We start from the raw sequence: 15536 nt of genomic DNA on the forward strand, positions 1-15536 counted from the left end.
CAGGAAAACGGGGCCAGGGCCAGGCGCGGATCTCAGAAATGCAGGATGCCGTCGACCGCGTGCCGGGTCAGCGAACGCGCCCAGCGGCGCGCCGGCAATCCGTACTGCGATTCGACCACCTCGGCGCGCGCCAGCAGCTCGGCGGGCGTGACCGCCAGGCGCGGGCCGGAAAACGCCAGCACGATCTGGTTGCCGGCGTCGATCTCGGGCAGCAGGACGACGCGGTCGTCAAAGGCCTTGGACAGGTTGTCGATGTTCTTGCCGAAGCTCTCGTGGCGGCCGAACAGGTTCACCGCCAGCACCCCGACCTCGCCCAGCACGCGGCGGCAATCGCGGTAGAACTTGACGCTGTCGCGCACCGGCCCCTGGGCCGAGGCGTCGTACAGGTCGACCATCAGCACCGGGCAGCGGCCCGCGTTGAGCGGATCGGCGGCCCATTCGGCGGCGTCGGCATGCTCCACCCGCAGGCGGTTCTCGCCCGGCAGGCGGAAGAACATGTGGCAGGCGGCGGTGACGCGCGGGTTCCACTCCACCGCCAGCAGCGGCGCGCGCGTGTGCTTGGCGCAGAAGCGCGCCAGCGAACCGGCGCCCAGGCCGAACATGCCAATGGCCTCGTCCTTGGGCGGCTCCAGGAACAGCAGCCACGCCATCATCTGGCTGGTGTATTCCAGCACCAGTTCCGACGGATTCTTGATGCGCATGGCGCCCTGGACCCATTCGGTGTTGAAGTGCAAATAACGCACGCCATCGACTTCCGACAGGGTCGGCTGGTCGAGTTCGGAGGGGAATTTGGATTTGTACATGGCGCGATTGTAGGCCGGCGCCCGCCCTGCAACGGGCGGGCCATTGCGGCCCGCCCCGGCGCGCCCCGGGGGGGCGCCTGACGCTGCGCTCAGATGCGCTCGAAGATCGCCGCGATGCCCTGCCCGCCGCCGATGCACATGGTCACCAGCGCGTAACGGCCCTGCACGCGCTGCAATTCGTGCAACGCCTTGACGGTGATGATGGCGCCGGTGGCGCCGATCGGGTGGCCCAGGCCGATGCCGCTGCCGTTGGGGTTGACCTTGGCCGGGTCCAGCTTCAATTCGCGGCTCACGGCGCACGCCTGCGCGGCGAAGGCCTCGTTGGCCTCGATCACGTCCAACTGGTCCACGCTCAGGCCGGCGCGCTTGAGCGCGGCCTGGGTCGCGGGCACCGGGCCGATGCCCATGATGGTCGGGTCGACGCCGGCGTGGGCATAAGCCACCAGGCGCGCCAGCGGCTTGATGCCGCGCTTGGCCGCGACCGAGGCGTTCATCAGCACCAGCGCGGCGGCGCCATCGTTCAGGCCCGAGGCATTGCCGGCGGTGACGGTGCCGTTTTCCTTCTGGAACACCGGCTTGAGCGCGGCCAGGCTCTCGGCCGTAACGTCGCGGCGCACGTGCTCGTCGGTGTCGAACACCACTTCGCCCTTGCGCGTCTTTTGCACGATCGGCACGATCTGGTCGCGGAAATGGCCGGCCTCGATGGCGTTGGCGGCGCGGCGGTGCGACTCGGCGGCCAGCGCGTCCTGGTCCTGACGGCTGATGCCGAACTGGGCGGCGACGTTCTCGGCGGTCACGCCCATGTGCATGCGGCCGAACGGGTCGGACAAGGCGCCGGTCATCATGTCCTGCATGATGCTGTCACCCATGCGCGCGCCCCAGCGCTGCGCCGGCGCGATGTACGGCGCGCGGCTCATGCTTTCGGCGCCGGCGCCGACGGCGATATCGGCATCGCCCAGCAGGATGGTCTGCGCCGCCGACACGATGGCCTGCAGGCCCGAGCCGCACAGGCGATTGACGTTGAAGGCCGGGGTTTCCTTGGCGATGCCGGCGTTGATGGCAGCCACGCGCGACAGGTACATGTCGCGCGGCTCGGTGTTGATGACGTGACCGACGGCGACGTGGCCGACTTCGTCGCCCTTGACGGCGGCGCGTTCCAGCGCGGCCTTGATGACAGTGGCGCCCAGGTCGCAGGGCGGCACGTCTTTCAGCGCGCCGCCGAAATCGCCGATGGCGGTACGGACGGCGGATGCGACGATGACTTCGTTCATGATGTTTCCTCCTGATGATGCCTTCATCATACTCGTGCGGCCTGCGCCCCAGCCCGCCCCCGGGGCGCCGATATCCGATCCTTATCGCCAGGCAAGAATTTACTATTGGACAGTCCGCGCGCGGCTCGCCGATAGTGGCCAGCGGCGCGCCGCCTCCGGCGCCCGCCAGACCGGACCCACCCATGATCGATACGCTGGAACTGACCGCCATCCCCCCCCAGGACGAAGCCCTGCGCGCCGAGGTGCGCGACTTTCTCGCCGCGGCCCTGGACGGACTGGAACCCGACGAACGCGCCCGCTCCTGGATGGGCTATGACGCCGCGTTCAGCCGCCAGTTGGCCGAACGCGGCTGGCTCGGCCTGACGCTGCCGCGCGCATATGGCGGGGCCGAACGCGGCCACTTCGCGCGCTTCGTGCTGTCCGAGGAACTGCTGGCAGCGGGCGCCCCGGTCTCGGCGCACTGGATCGCCGACCGCCAGAGCGCGCCGCTGATCCTCAAGCTCGGCACGCCGGCGCAGAAGGCCTTCTACCTGCCGCGCATCTGCCGCGCCGAGGCCTTCTTCTGCATCGGCATGAGCGAGCCCGGCTCGGGCTCCGACCTGGCCAGCATCCGCACCCGCGCCGAACCGGTGGCGGGCGGCTGGCGCCTGAACGGCAGCAAGGTCTGGACCACCAATGCGCACCGCTCGCACTACATGATCGCGCTGGCGCGCAGCTCGGGTACGCCGGAGGACCGCCACCAGGGCCTGTCGCAACTCATCGTCGACCTGTCGCTGCCGGGCGTGTCCATCAAGCCGATCAAGGACCTGGCCGGCGACGCGCATTTCTCCGAAGTGTTCTTCGACAACGTCGAACTGGCGCCGGACGCGCTCATCGGTCAGGAAGGCGCGGGCTGGGCCCAGGTCAACGCCGAACTGGCGTTCGAGCGCAGCGGGCCGGAACGCCTGTATTCCAGCATTGCACTGCTGCAATGCTGGCTGGCGCACGGCCGCGACGGCGCGGCGCAGGACAGCGCCGACCAAGCCTTGCTGGGCGCCATCCTGTCGCAGATGGCGGTGCTGCGCGCGCTCTCGCTGGCGATCGCCGGCAAACTGGCGGCGGGCCAGAGTCCCGCCATCGAAGCGGCCTTGGTCAAGGACCTCGGCACCGAACTGGAACAGGACATCCCGCGCCTGATCGCCGACGCGCTGGGGCGCCGTCCGGAGCAGCCGCCGCCCTTGCCACTGCTGCGCACGCTGGCCTATCTCGAACAGGTCGCCCCCACCTTCTCGCTGCGCGGCGGCACCCGCGAAATCCTGCGCGGCATCATCGCGCGCGGCCTCGGCCTTCGATAGGAACCCCATCATGGATTCGATTTTTGGCGATGCCGCCGAACGCTTGTTCGCGCAGACCTGCACGCCCGACGTGATCCGCCAGGCCGAGCAGGGCCAGGCGCCCGCGCAAGCCTGGCGCGCCTGCGAGGACGCCGGATTCGCCGACGCGCTGGTGCCCGAACCCCAGGGCGGCGCCGGCCTGGCGCTGGCCGAGGCGCTGCCGCTGGCCACCGCCGCCGGCCGCCACCTGTGTCCCTACCCCATCATCGACACGCTGTTGGCGCGCGCCTGGCTGGCACGAGCCGGCCACGCCCCGGTCACCGGATCAATCGCGCTGGCGCCGCATGGCTGGCAGGTGTCCGCGCGCCAGGCCACGGGCGCCAACGTCCCCTGGATCCGCGGCGCCGACGCGGTGCTGGCTCGCATCGGCGAACAGATCTGGCTGCTCCCGGCCCGCGCCGCCACCATCGAACCCAGCGGCGTGCACGGCAGCCTGGACGCGCCAGCGCGCTGGTCGCTCGACGATGGCGTGCGCATCGAGGCCGGCGCCGGCCTGCCGGCCCTGGACGAACTGGCGGCCACCGCCTGCGCCGGCCTGATCGCCGGCGCCATGGAGCGCGTGCTGTCGATGACACTGGATTACGCCAACCAGCGGCGGCAGTTCGGCAAGCCGATAGGCCGCTTCCAGGCCGTGCAGCAGCAGATCAGCGTGATGGCTGAACAGGTATGGGCCGCGCGCATGGCGGCGCAGTTGGCATTCCAGGGCCGCGACGGCCTGCCGCAACCGCTGTTGGCCGCGCTCGGCAAGGCCCGCGCCAGCCTGGCGGTAGCGCGCGTGGCCGATATCGCCCACGCGGTGCACGGCGCCATCGGTGTCACCGAGGAATACGACTTGCAGCTGTACACGCGCCGGCTGCGCGAATGGCGGCTGGCCGCCGGCTCGGAATCCCACTGGCACGCGCGCATCGGCGCGCACGCGCTGGATGGCGGCGATGACGTCGTCTCCTACCTGCGCACCGCGCTGTTCGATCGCGAAGCTGCCTGAAACTCAACCGCCGGCCACGCCGGTCAGTCCCCCTGCGCCAGCATGCTGTCGCGCAGGCGCAGCACCGCTGCGCAGGACGTGGCGCGGTGCGTCACCAGCGACAGCGACAACGCCTCGCGCGCCTCGGCGTCGGCCAGCGGCACGAATGCCACCAGCGGCGTGGAGTAGGCCCGCGTCACGCCCGGCACCAGCGCCAGCCCCATGCCGCTGGCCACCAGGCTGACCAGCGTCTGCACCTGGATCGCCTCCTGGCTGATGCGCGGCGAGAAGCCGGCCTTGCGGCACAGCGCGAGCGCCACGCCATGCAGGCCTGGCACCTTGGCCGGCGAGTACATCACGAAACTCTCGCCGCGGGCCCGCGCCAGGCTGACCGGGCCGGCGCCAGCCAGCGCATGGCCCGCCGGCACCGCCAGGATCAGATCATCGCGTTCGACCACCCAGGATTCCAGCGCCGGGTCATCCGCCAGCGGCCCCCGCACCAGGCCCGCGTCGATATCGTTGGCGCGCAGCATCGCCGCCAGGCCGACGGTGCTGTCCTCGCGCAATTCCAGTTGCACGTCCGGATACTGCGCGCGAAACACCGGCAGGCAGCGCGGCAGCAAGGTGTAAGTGGCCGAACCGACAAAGCCCAGCCGCAGCGTGCCCCATTCGCCCAACGCCACGCGGCGCGCGGCCTGGCGCGCCTGCTCGCTATGGAACAGCGCGCGGCGGGCGTCGGCCATCAGTGCCTGGCCCGCCGGGGTCAGCGTCACGCCCCTGGCGCCACGCGCCAGCAGCGGCACGCCAACCGCATGCTCCAGTTTCTGGATCGACACCGACAGCGCGGGCTGCGCGATGTGCAGGGTATCGGCGGCGCGACGGTAGCTGCCCAGTTCGGCGATGGTGACGAACTGGCGCAACTGCCGTAGATCGATAGCCATAACGGATTCCATATCAAGCAATACCAAAGCCATATTAGACGGGTATAGGCCACGCCGATAGGATTTCCGCCATGACTTCCGCTTCCCTTCCCCAAGCCACCGCCCTCGGCGGCCTGCGCGTGCTGGACCTGACCTCGGTGGTGTTCGGCCCTTACGCCTCGCAGATCCTGGCCGACTACGGCGCCGACGTCGTCAAGATCGAAGCGCCCGCCGGCGACTCCACCCGCAACACCGGCCCGGCCCAGGAACCCGGGCTGGCCGCCATTTTCCTGGGACTGAACCGCAACAAGCGCAGCGTGGTGCTGGACCTGAAGCAGGCCGCCGCCCGCGACGCGCTGCTGGCGCTGGTGGACGGCGCCGACGTGCTGATGCACAGCATGCGGCCGGCCAAGATGGCCGCGCTGGGCCTGGACCCGGCTACGCTGTGCGCGCGCAATCCGCGGCTGGTGTACGCGGGCCTGTACGGCTTTGGCGCCGGCGGCGCCTACGACGGCCGGCCTGCCTACGACGACATCATCCAGGGCCTGGCGGGCTTTGCCGACCTGGCCGACCGCCAGACCGGCACGCCGCGCTACCTGCCCACGGTGGCGGCGGACAAGACCTGCGGCCTGGTCGCCGCGCACGCCATCCTGGCCGCGCTGTTCCAGCGCGAGCGAACTGGCCTGGGCCAGCAACTGGAAGTGCCGATGTTCGAAAGCATGGCCTCGTACGTGCTGGTCGAGCACTACTACGGCCGGCACCTGGCGGACACGCCCGGCGAGGCCGGCTATCCGCGTGTCCTCACGCCGTGGCGCCGGCCCTGCCGCACCGCCGACGGCCATGTCTGTCTGATGCCCTACACCGACGCTCATTGGCGCAGCTTCTTCGAAGCTGCCGGGCGCCCCGACCTGGCCGCCGATCCGCGCTTCAGCGACATCGCCGCGCGCACCCGCCACATCGAGACGCTCTACGAACTGCAGGCCGGCATCGTCGCGGCGCGCGACACCACCTACTGGCTGGCCCTGTGCGAAAAACTGGAAATCCCCGCGGCCCGCGTCAACCGCCTGCAAGACCTGGAGACCGACCCGCACCTGCGCAGCGTGGATTTCTTCCAGCCACTGCAAAGCGCCGCCGGCAACCACTACCGCTTCCCGCGCAACCCTGTGCGGCTGCAGCGCTCGCAGGTGCCGCCGGCGATGCCACCGCGGCTCGGCGAACACACCCGCGACGTGCTGGCGCAAGCCGGCCTGGACTGCGCCGCCATCGACGCCCTGCTGCAAACCGGCGCTGCCCGGCAAACCGACACCCTTCCCGCCTCCCCCAAGGACTCCGCATGACCCAAGACCGCACCGCCCCCGCCCCGCTCGGCCAGGGCTACTACTGGCAGGACCTCGCCGTCGGCCAGCGCTTTCGCACGTTCCGCCGCACGGTCACCGAAACCGACATCGTCAACTTCATCAGCGTCACCGGCATGCTGGAGACGATCTTCATCGACGCCACCTACGCGCATGGCGCGATCCAGGGCCGCCCCGCCCCCGGCGCCCTGACCTACGGCCTGATCGAGGGCCTCATCATGCAGGGCATGGTGCAGGGCACCGGCCTGGCGCTGCTGGAAGTCCACAAGAAAATGCTGGCGCCGGTGGTGGCCGGCGACACCATCTGGGCCGATATCGAAGTGACCGGCGTACGCCCGACCTCGCAGCACAACCGTGCCGTGGTCAGCTCCACCATCGAGGTTTTCAACCAGCACGGCAAGCCCGTGATGGCCTACACCGCGACGCGCATGCTGGCCGGCCGACCGGGCTGACGCGGCGCTCGGCGGACAGGCGTCCCGCAGAGGGCGCCGCCGCCATGGGGCCTCGCCCCTTCCACCAAAGCAAGGAGACAACCATGAAGAAAATATTGCTCGCGGCCGGCCTGGTCGCGCTGGCACTCGGTAGCGCCGCCACCGCCCAGGCCGCCTGGCCCGAGCGCCCCATCACCATGGTGGTGCCCTTCCCGCCGGGCGGTCCCACCGACCTGGTGGCGCGGGTACTGGCCAAGCAGTTGACCGACCAGTTGGGCCAGACCGTGGTGGTCGAGAACAAGGGCGGCGCCAACGGCAACATCGGCATGCAGTACGCGGCAGCCGCCAAGCCGGACGGCTACACCGTGCTCTACAACACCTCGTCGATCGCGCTCAGCCCCAATCTCTATCGTTCACTGGCCTTCGATCCGGTCAAGGACTTCGCGCCAGTGTCGTCCACCGCCGTGATTCCGCTGGTACTGCTGGTGCATCCATCGGTGCCGGCGCAGGACGCGCGCGGCTTCGTTGACTACGCGCGCCAGCATCCCGGCAAGCTGTCGTATGGGTCGGCGGGCGCCGGCAACGTCACGCACCTGGGCGCGCTGCTGCTGCTGCGCTCGCTCGACATCGACGCCGTGCACGTGCCCTATCGCGGCAGCGCCCCCGCCATGACCGACCTGGTCGGCGGTCAGGTGCAGGTCATGACCAACACCTTGAACGATTCGCTGGGCTTCATCCGCGAGGGCAAGCTGCGCGCCCTGGCGGTCACCAGCCGCGAGCGCAGCGCGCAACTGCCCGACGTGCCGACGGTGGCCGAAACGGTGGTCCCAGGCTTCGAGATGGGCGCCTGGCAAGGCGTGGTGGTGCCGGCGGGCACGCCGGACGCAGTGGTCGGCAAGCTCAATGCCGAGATCCGTCGCGCCCTGCAATCGCCCGAGATGCAGAAGCAGCTCAAGGCCCAGGGCGCCCAGGCGCTGGGATCGACGCCGCAGGAATACGGCGCCTACATCAGGAACGAGATCCAGCGCTGGGGCGCGGTGATCAAGGAAGCCGGCGTCAAGCTCGACTAGGCTCGCGCCACGGCGCCGGCTGGCGCCGCGGCGTCAGCGGCCGGCGGCCTTGGCGCTCAGGCCGTTGGCCACGCCCATGTCGGTCTTGGGCACGTCGCGAATCAGCACCCGCACGTCCTCGCCCGAGATGCCGATGCTGGCGCACACGGCCTGGTTCAGCGCCGCGATCAGCGCCGACTTCTTGGCCTCGTCGCGGCCTTCGATCAGGGCCGCGTCGACGCGCGCCATGGCCTTGCCGATCTCGCCGGCCACGATCACGTGCTCGGCGGGGATTTCCTGCAACACGATGCGCACGCTGGACAGCGGCGCGGCGATGCTCTCGACCACCGCCTGCGACGCCGCTTTCAACAGCGCGGTCTTCTGGGCGGCAGAATGGCCCTGCATGATCTGGACGTTCAAGATTGGCATGACGGGTTCCGATATTCCGAATGATGGCTGGCCGGCAGTGATTGCCGGCCAGCCATCATATCCGGACTGGCCCCGGGCGCAAGTCCGCGCTCCGCGGACGCGCCGTCCGCCCTGGCCGGCGCCCTGGCAGGGCGCGGGCGCCGCCAGCCGTCAGGCGGCCTCGCCGCGCGGCTCGGGTTCCTGCGCCCCGGCCGCCTCCGGCTCGCCCTCCACGGCGGTCTGGGCGGTGTCCGCCAGCACCGGCGTCACCAGTTCGACCACTTTCTTGCGCGAGAGCATGCCGATGAACTCGTCGTTCTCGCCCGTCACGGCCACAGGCTGGTCGCTGTGCACCAGCTGGGCCAGCACCTCGCCCAGGCCGGCCGTGGCCGGCACCGAAGCCAGGTCCTCAACGAAGCGCGACACGTCGCGGCCGCCTTCGTTCACGGCCTGCTCGGCCGCCCGCAGCGTCAGCACGCCGGCCAGGCGCTTGCCATCCAGCACCGGCGCATACTCGTAGTTCAGCGCGCGCATACGGTCGACCGCGTGCGCCGGGCGCGACCGCATGGTCAGCGTCAAGCGCGCCGGATTGACGGCATGGGTGGCGTTCAGCACCTTGGTGCGATTGACGTCCTGCAGGAACGACTGCACGTAATCGTTGGCCGGGTTCAGCAGGATGTCTTCCGGCGTGCCCTCCTGCACCAGTTCGCCGTCCTTCAGGATGGCAATGCGGTTGCCCAGGCGCAGCGCCTCGTCCAGGTCGTGGGTGATGAATACGATGGTCTTGTTGAGCTTGGATTGCAACTGCAGCAACTGGTCCTGCATCTCGCGGCGGATCAGCGGATCGAGCGCCGAGAAGGCTTCGTCCATCAACAGGATCTCGGCATCGGTGGCCAGCGCCCGCGCCAGGCCCACGCGCTGCTGCATGCCGCCCGACAACTGGTGCGGATACTGCTGTTCAAAACCCGACAGGCCCACTTGCTCCAGCCAATCGCGGGCGCGCCGTTCGCGCTCGGCCCGGCCCACGCCCTGCACGGCCAGGCCGTAAGCGGCGTTGTCCAGCACGGTGCGGTGCGGGAACAGGCCGAAACGCTGGAACACCATGCTCATCTTCTTCTGGCGGAAGGTCTCCAGGTCGCGCTTGTTCAGGCTGACCACGTCGACGCCATCGACCAGGATGTGGCCGGCGCTGGGCTCGATCAGGCGGTTGAAGTGGCGGATGAGCGTCGACTTGCCGGACCCCGACAGGCCCATGATGACGTAGATGCTGCCCTCTTCGATCGACAGGCTGATGTCCCGCAGGCCCAGCGTGTGGCCGCTTTCGGCCAGCAGCGCTTCCTTGCTCATGCCGCCCTGGGCGGCTTGCAGCCACTTCTTCGGATGCGGCCCGAAGATCTTGTAGATGTTCTTGACTTCGATCTTGCTCATCGCTGGCCTCCCATGCGCATGCGCTGTCCATACGATTGCGTGATCCGGTCGAACAGCACGGCCAGCACCACGATGCCCAGGCCCGCCAGCAGGCCGCGGCCGACTTCCAGGCGGTTGATGCCGAGCAGCACTTCATACCCCAGGCCGCGCGCGCCGATCATGGAGGCGATCACCACCATCGACAGCGCCATCATGGTGGTCTGATTGATGCCGGCCATGATGTTGGGCAGGGCCAGCGGCAGCTGCACGCCGAACAACTGCTGACGCGGATTGGCGCCGAAGGCGCGCGAGGCTTCCAGCACCTCGCGGTCGACCAGGCGGATGCCCAGATCGGTCAGGCGGATCAGCGGCGGCACCGCGTAGATCACGGTGGCGATGATGGCCGGGATCTTGCCCAGGCCGAACAGCATCACGACCGGAATCAGATACACGAAACTGGGCATGGTCTGCATCACGTCCAACACCGGCAGCATGAGCGAACGCAGCCAGTTGACGCGCGCCATCAGCACGCCCAGCGGAATGCCGATGACCACCGACAACCCGGCCGCCATGATCATCAGCGCCAGCGTCTGCATGCCGGCGTCCCATAGGCCGAGCACGCCGATCACGCACAACAACGCCCCCATGGCCAGGCTCAGGCCGATGCGGCGGCTCACCAGCCAGGCAATCGCGATGGTCACGATGACCACGGCCCACCAGGGCGAACTGCGCAGCAGTTGCTCCAGCCACACCAGCGCATGCAGCACGGGCTGGGACAGCTTCTCCAGGGTGTCGGCGTAGTTGGTGACCAGGTGATCGACGAATCCATCGATGGCCCCCCGCACCTGGCGGGCAGGAATGATTTCAGGAAACATGTTTTGACTCCATTTCAGCGTGTGCGCCGCGATCCGGTGCGCGGCAGGGGCCACGGCCCGCGAATCGCCTGGCGGACATGCGCGCCAGGACCACGAAAGGCAGGGATGACGGCGACACGCTTACGGTGCGGCGCAGGCGGGAACCGCCTGCGCCTTGCCCGCGTGGCGGGCATTGCGCCTGCCGGAGGGCTTTTTCCCCTTGGGGGCATCCCAAGGGGAAAAAGTCCAAACCGGCGGCCCGCCCCGGTCGGCCGGAGCGGGCCGCCGCCGGAAAGGCGGCGGGGGTTACAGCGCGCCTTGCACGCGCCCGGCGACGTCCGCGGGAACCCATTTGGTCCAGACGTCGGGCTTGCTCTTCAGGAACCACTTGGCCACCGCGGCGGACTCGTCGCCGGAGTCTTCCATGTGGGCCAGGGTCTCGTTCATCACGGGCAGCGGCACCGAGACCTTCGACAGGAACTCGGTCAGCACCGGCGCCTCCTGCGAGAACTTGGTGTTCACTGCGGTGAAGACGGGATTGTCGGGATAGGCGCTGGCCTCGGGCTTGGCGCACTTGGGCGACGTCAGGCACTTGTGCTTTTCGGCGTCGTAGGGCGGCAGTTCAAGCTTGACCAAGTCCAGGGCGCCGACCAGCGGCGTGGGCGACCAGTAATAGAACACCACGTTCTGCTTGCGCTTGTAGGCCGACATCAGGGCCGCCTTCTGCGCCGCGCCGGTGCCCGGCGAGTACAGCGTGTAGGTATCGCCCAGCTTGAGGGCTTTGAACAGGTTGGTGCTGGTGACTTCGCAGCCCCAGCCCGCCGGGCAACCGTAGAAGCGGCCCTTGCCCGGCTCTTCGGGATCCTTGAACTTGTCCTTGAACTTGGGCAGGTCGGCCGCCGACTTCAGTTCAGGCAGGCGCTCGGCCGTATAGCGCGGGATGTACCAGGCCTCGCCGCCCATGTACAGATCGCCGATCCGCTTGACGCGGCCGGTCTTCTCGGCGCGTTCCCAGGGGTCGGCAACGCTGTTCAGCCAGACTTCGGTGTTGACGTCCAGGTCGCCGCGTTCAAGCGCGGCCAGGGCCGGGAGGGTCTCGGTGGGCAGGGTTTCGGTCTTGCAACCATAGCCCTTTTCCATGATGAAACGCTCGATGTCGACCAGGACCAGATTGGATTCCCAGTTCATGCCGCCGAAATTGATCGGACGCTTGAGTTCGCATTGCGGCGCATCGGCGGCTTGGGCCGAACCGGCGAAGGCGAACAGGACGGCCGCGGCGGCCAGGGTCTTGACGGGGGTGAAACGCATTGGCTTTTGCCTCCATAGGTTCAGGGACACGGCGGCATTGGACCAACCGTGCCATGGAGCTAAGGGGGTTGTGCGGAAGACGGGCAGAACCGCCAATACAAACCGACACTAGCAACAAGAGAATCCGCGGGGTGCGGAGTCTTGCAAGACAGGAGCCTCGAAACAGGGATTTCGAGAACCCACAGATAGTGAACAAACTGAAAGAAGAAGGCAGCATCTTAACCGAAATTGATGCACACCCCAAGCCCGAGCCTGAACAAAACAGATACATTCAGCCCGAAAAACGTCCGGACAAACCCTGATTCCCAAGAGACGATTCGCCGTTTTTCCCTGCGAAAGCCCCCCTCGAAAATCAAGATACATCCCGTTAATATTTTATTCTTATGAATACACTCGCGCCGCAAAACCCCCGTCTTCAGGCGCCCTGCCCGGGCGCGTCGCGGTACATATAGTCGCGCCGCCAGGGATAGGCCAGGTCGGGCGGGTCGTCCAGTTCATCGGCGCGTCCCGTGGCCGGGTGCTGCCCCAGCACCTGATGCAACGCGATCCAGCCATGCTCGAAGCCCATGGCGCAACCGGCCAGATAGAGCCGGTAGGCGCGCAGGGACCGCGCCCCCTGCTCGCCGCTCAGGATCTGCGCGGCCTGCGGCAGACGCGCCTCGAGCGCGTCGCTCCAGGCCCAGAGCGTCCGGGCATAGTGCGGCCGCAGGTTCTCGATGTCGACCTCCTCCAGGCCGCCGTTGGTCATGGCCTCCATGACCACGCTGATATGGGTCAGCTCGCCACCCGGGAAGATGTATTTCTCGATGAACTCGCCCATGCCGCTGCCCAACTCGGCGTTGTACACGCCGGCCGCCGTGATGCCGTGGTTCATGATCAACCCGCCCGGCTTGAGCAGCCGCCGCAACTTGGCGAAGTAGCCTTCCAGCTGGGCGCGGCCGACGTGCTCGAACATGCCGACCGAAGCGATCTTGTCGAACGGCGCGGCCTCGTCGAGCTTGCGGTAATCCAGCAATTCCACCCGCACGCGTCCGCCCAGGCCTTTGTCCTGGATCAGCTTGCTGACATGGGCATGCTGGTTGCGCGACAGCGTAATGCCTGTGGCATCCACCCCGTAGTGTTCGGCCGCCCACAGCAGCAGCCCGCCCCAGCCCGCGCCCACGTCGAGGAAACGCTCGCCGGGACGCAACCGCAGCTTGCGGCAGATGTGATCGAGCTTGGCCTCCTGGGCCTGCGCCAGGCTCATGCCGGGTTCGCGGTAATAGGCGCAGGAATAGACCCGGCGCGGGTCCAGCCATAAGGCGTAGAAATCATCGGACAGGTCGTAATGGAATTCGATCTGGCGGGCGTCGCGCTCGACCGAGTGACGCCAGACCGACATCACTTTGCGCACCAGCTCGGTCAGCCATCCGCCGCGCGCCGCATCCACCGGCGAGCCCGGCAGCAACGCGGCCGCCGCCGCCATCACGTCACGCATCGACCCTTCGATGTCGATGCGACCTTCGACGTAATCCTGACCCAGCACGCCCACCGCGCCTTCGGCCAGATGGGCCAGGGCGGTCTTGTCGTGCGTCACGAAGCGGACCCGGGGATCCGGCGGCCCGATCACCGTGCCATCGGGCAGTACCAGTTGCACCGCCACGGGCAACGCCTGGAGCTTGCGTTCCACAACAGACAACAAAGGATTCACGGCCTCTCCTCTGGAATACGTACGGACACGACAAACTGTATCGGAAATTCCTCGCCATTTGCGTGTAAGGCGGCGCGTGATACAGTCGTTGGCTTGGCGCAAAACGCGCAATACAGCGCGCCGCGTCCTGTCCCTGCGCGATCTGCCTCGCGATCCACATGCCCCCTACACTTTCTCCACGCGGCGCGCTGCCGGGCTGGCTCATTCTCATGGGCGCCCTGACCGCGATCGGCCCCTTCGCCATCGATATGTACCTGCCGGCGTTCCCGACGATCGCCGCCAACCTCGGCGTGCCCCGTGGCGACGTCGAACGCACCCTGGCCGCCTACCTGATCGGCCTGGCGCTGGCACAGGTGTTCTACGGGCCCATGGCCGACCGCTACGGCCGCAAGCCGCCGCTGATGGCGGGCCTGACGCTGTTCATGATCGCCTCGCTCGGCTGCGCCCTGGCTGGCTCGGTCGAAGCCCTGACCGGCTGGCGCGTGGTCCAGGCGATGGGCGGCGCGGCCGGCATCGTGATTCCGCGCGCGGTCATCCGCGATCACTATGAAACCCACGAGGCGGCGCGCGCCATGTCGCTGCTGATGCTGATCATGGGCCTGGCGCCGATCCTCGCGCCGCTCGCTGGCGGGCAACTGCTGGGCATCGCCAGCTGGCGCAGCCTGTTCTGGGTCATGCTGGCCGGCGGCGCCATGCTGATGGCCGCGGTCATCCTGATCATGAAGGAATCGCTCGCGCCCGAACGCGTCGTGCCGCTGCGCCTGGGCACCATCATGCAGAACTACCGCGCCCTGTTCGCGCATCGCGGCTTCATGGCGCACAGTCTGGCGGGCGGCTTCGGCCAGGCCGGCATGTTCGCCTACATCATCGGCTCGCCGCGGGTGTTCATCGAACTGTACGGCGTCGATCCCAAGTATTACGGCCTGCTGTTCGGCACCAACGCGCTCTCGCTCATCGTCTGCTCGCAGATCAGCGCCCGCCTGCTGCGCAGCCATACCCCGCGCCAGCTGCAGCGCCGCGCGCTGACCTCGCTGGCCTGCGCCAGCCTGGCGGCGGTGGCGCTGACATTGCTGGGCTGGATGACGCTGCCCTTGCTGATGGCCTGCCTGATCTGCTACATGGGCAGCCAGGGCTTCGTGAATCCCAATTCGGCGGCCCTGGCGCTGTCCGATCAGGGCAAGCGGCTGGGCGCGGCCTCGGCGCTACTGGGGACGCTTCAACTGTCGTGCGGGGCCCTGGCGGGTTTCGCCGTCAGCGCCTGGCAGACCGACAGCGCCCTGCCGCTGACGACCACCCTGGCGACCTGCGCCTGCCTGTCGTGGCTATCGGGCCGGGTGGCCCGGTCCCATCCCGTCTGACTCCGAAGCGCGGCACGGAAACCACGCTTTGGCCGCCGGCCGCGCCTTGGCACTTGATTTACCTGGATTTTTCGTATTATAATCTACGTCTTCACATGAAGTTTCCCGTGCTGGACTACTATGCTTTGTAGTTCAACACTCTGACCCCCAAGCGCATTTTTGCGGATGGCAGGCAGCGGGTATAAGCACTGGGCGAAATCCCGGAGTTTGAAATCAAAACTCAGGATCTTCCCCCTCATCCACTAAGACTGGGTGGCCGGCAAGATGGCAGAAACCTCGGGCAAGACCCGGCGGCAAGCCTCTCACAGCCCGGCGGCTGACACCCCGTCTACCTCCCCGGTGATG

The 15536-nt window shown here is 68.2% G+C and carries 14 protein-coding genes; 6 read left to right on the forward strand and 8 right to left on the reverse strand.

Annotation, left to right across the window (positions count from 1 at the left end; genetic code table 11):
- Positions 1-32: 32 nt before the first annotated feature.
- Positions 33-803: a class I SAM-dependent methyltransferase gene (locus HV701_RS22120; RefSeq protein ID WP_175135156.1), complete on the reverse strand. Its 771-nt coding sequence runs from the start codon at positions 801-803 to the stop codon at positions 33-35.
- Between the two features lie 89 nt (positions 804-892).
- Positions 893-2074 (reverse strand): beta-ketothiolase BktB, encoded by a 1182-nt coding sequence (gene bktB / locus HV701_RS22125; protein WP_175135157.1) that lies wholly within the window; start codon positions 2072-2074, stop codon positions 893-895.
- Positions 2075-2256: 182 nt separating this feature from the next.
- Here bktB and HV701_RS22130 point away from each other — a divergent pair, with 182 nt between their 5' ends.
- On the forward strand, positions 2257-3408 hold the full coding sequence (locus HV701_RS22130; protein WP_175135158.1) for an acyl-CoA dehydrogenase family protein: 1152 nt from the start codon (positions 2257-2259) through the stop codon (positions 3406-3408).
- A 10-nt stretch (positions 3409-3418) separates the two neighbouring features.
- Positions 3419-4432, forward strand: a complete 1014-nt coding sequence (locus HV701_RS22135) for an acyl-CoA dehydrogenase family protein (RefSeq protein WP_175135159.1) — start codon at positions 3419-3421, stop codon at positions 4430-4432.
- A gap of 23 nt (positions 4433-4455) precedes the next feature.
- On the opposite strand, the gene HV701_RS22140 is transcribed toward HV701_RS22135, so the two are convergent.
- On the reverse strand, positions 4456-5352 hold the full coding sequence (locus tag HV701_RS22140) for a LysR family transcriptional regulator (RefSeq protein ID WP_236756006.1): 897 nt from the start codon (positions 5350-5352) through the stop codon (positions 4456-4458).
- A 71-nt stretch (positions 5353-5423) separates the two neighbouring features.
- Here HV701_RS22140 and HV701_RS22145 point away from each other — a divergent pair, with 71 nt between their 5' ends.
- The 3 genes from HV701_RS22145 (at position 5424) to HV701_RS22155 (ending at position 8187) form a co-directional block, all read left to right on the forward strand.
- Positions 5424-6668 carry a CaiB/BaiF CoA transferase family protein gene (locus HV701_RS22145; protein ID WP_175135161.1) on the forward strand — a complete coding sequence of 415 codons (1245 nt, stop codon included), beginning with the start codon at positions 5424-5426 and terminating at the stop codon, positions 6666-6668.
- On the forward strand, positions 6665-7138 hold the full coding sequence (locus HV701_RS22150) for a MaoC family dehydratase (RefSeq protein ID WP_175135162.1): 474 nt from the start codon (positions 6665-6667) through the stop codon (positions 7136-7138). The genes HV701_RS22145 and HV701_RS22150 overlap by 4 nt, the downstream gene beginning before the upstream one ends.
- An 83-nt stretch (positions 7139-7221) precedes the next feature.
- Positions 7222-8187, forward strand: coding sequence for a Bug family tripartite tricarboxylate transporter substrate binding protein (locus tag HV701_RS22155; protein ID WP_175135163.1), 966 nt, complete (start codon positions 7222-7224; stop codon positions 8185-8187).
- 33 nt (positions 8188-8220) lie between these two features.
- Here the strand turns inward: HV701_RS22155 and HV701_RS22160 are convergent, their stop codons facing one another.
- From HV701_RS22160 to HV701_RS22180, 5 genes are all read right to left on the reverse strand, one after another.
- Positions 8221-8595, reverse strand: coding sequence for a tautomerase family protein (locus HV701_RS22160; RefSeq protein WP_006390595.1), 375 nt, complete (start codon positions 8593-8595; stop codon positions 8221-8223).
- 150 nt (positions 8596-8745) lie between these two features.
- A complete protein-coding gene (locus HV701_RS22165; protein ID WP_175135164.1) occupies positions 8746-10002 on the reverse strand; it encodes a quaternary amine ABC transporter ATP-binding protein in 1257 nt (418 codons plus the stop codon).
- Positions 9999-10856 (reverse strand): ABC transporter permease, encoded by an 858-nt coding sequence (locus HV701_RS22170; RefSeq protein ID WP_175135165.1) that lies wholly within the window; start codon positions 10854-10856, stop codon positions 9999-10001. The genes HV701_RS22165 and HV701_RS22170 overlap by 4 nt, the downstream gene beginning before the upstream one ends.
- 285 nt (positions 10857-11141) lie before the next feature.
- A complete protein-coding gene (locus HV701_RS22175) occupies positions 11142-12143 on the reverse strand; it encodes an ABC transporter substrate-binding protein (protein WP_175135166.1) in 1002 nt (333 codons plus the stop codon).
- Between the two features lie 415 nt (positions 12144-12558).
- Complete coding sequence (locus HV701_RS22180) at positions 12559-13833, reverse strand: class I SAM-dependent methyltransferase (RefSeq protein ID WP_175135167.1); 1275 nt, start codon at positions 13831-13833, stop codon at positions 12559-12561.
- Positions 13834-14042: 209 nt separating this feature from the next.
- On the opposite strand from HV701_RS22180, the gene HV701_RS22185 reads away from it, so the two are divergent.
- On the forward strand, positions 14043-15191 hold the full coding sequence (locus tag HV701_RS22185) for a Bcr/CflA family multidrug efflux MFS transporter (protein WP_175135194.1): 1149 nt from the start codon (positions 14043-14045) through the stop codon (positions 15189-15191).
- The last annotated feature ends 345 nt before the right edge of the window (positions 15192-15536 follow it).

This window comes from Achromobacter pulmonis, assembly GCF_902859765.1.
GTDB lineage: Bacteria > Pseudomonadota > Gammaproteobacteria > Burkholderiales > Burkholderiaceae_B > Achromobacter > Achromobacter pulmonis.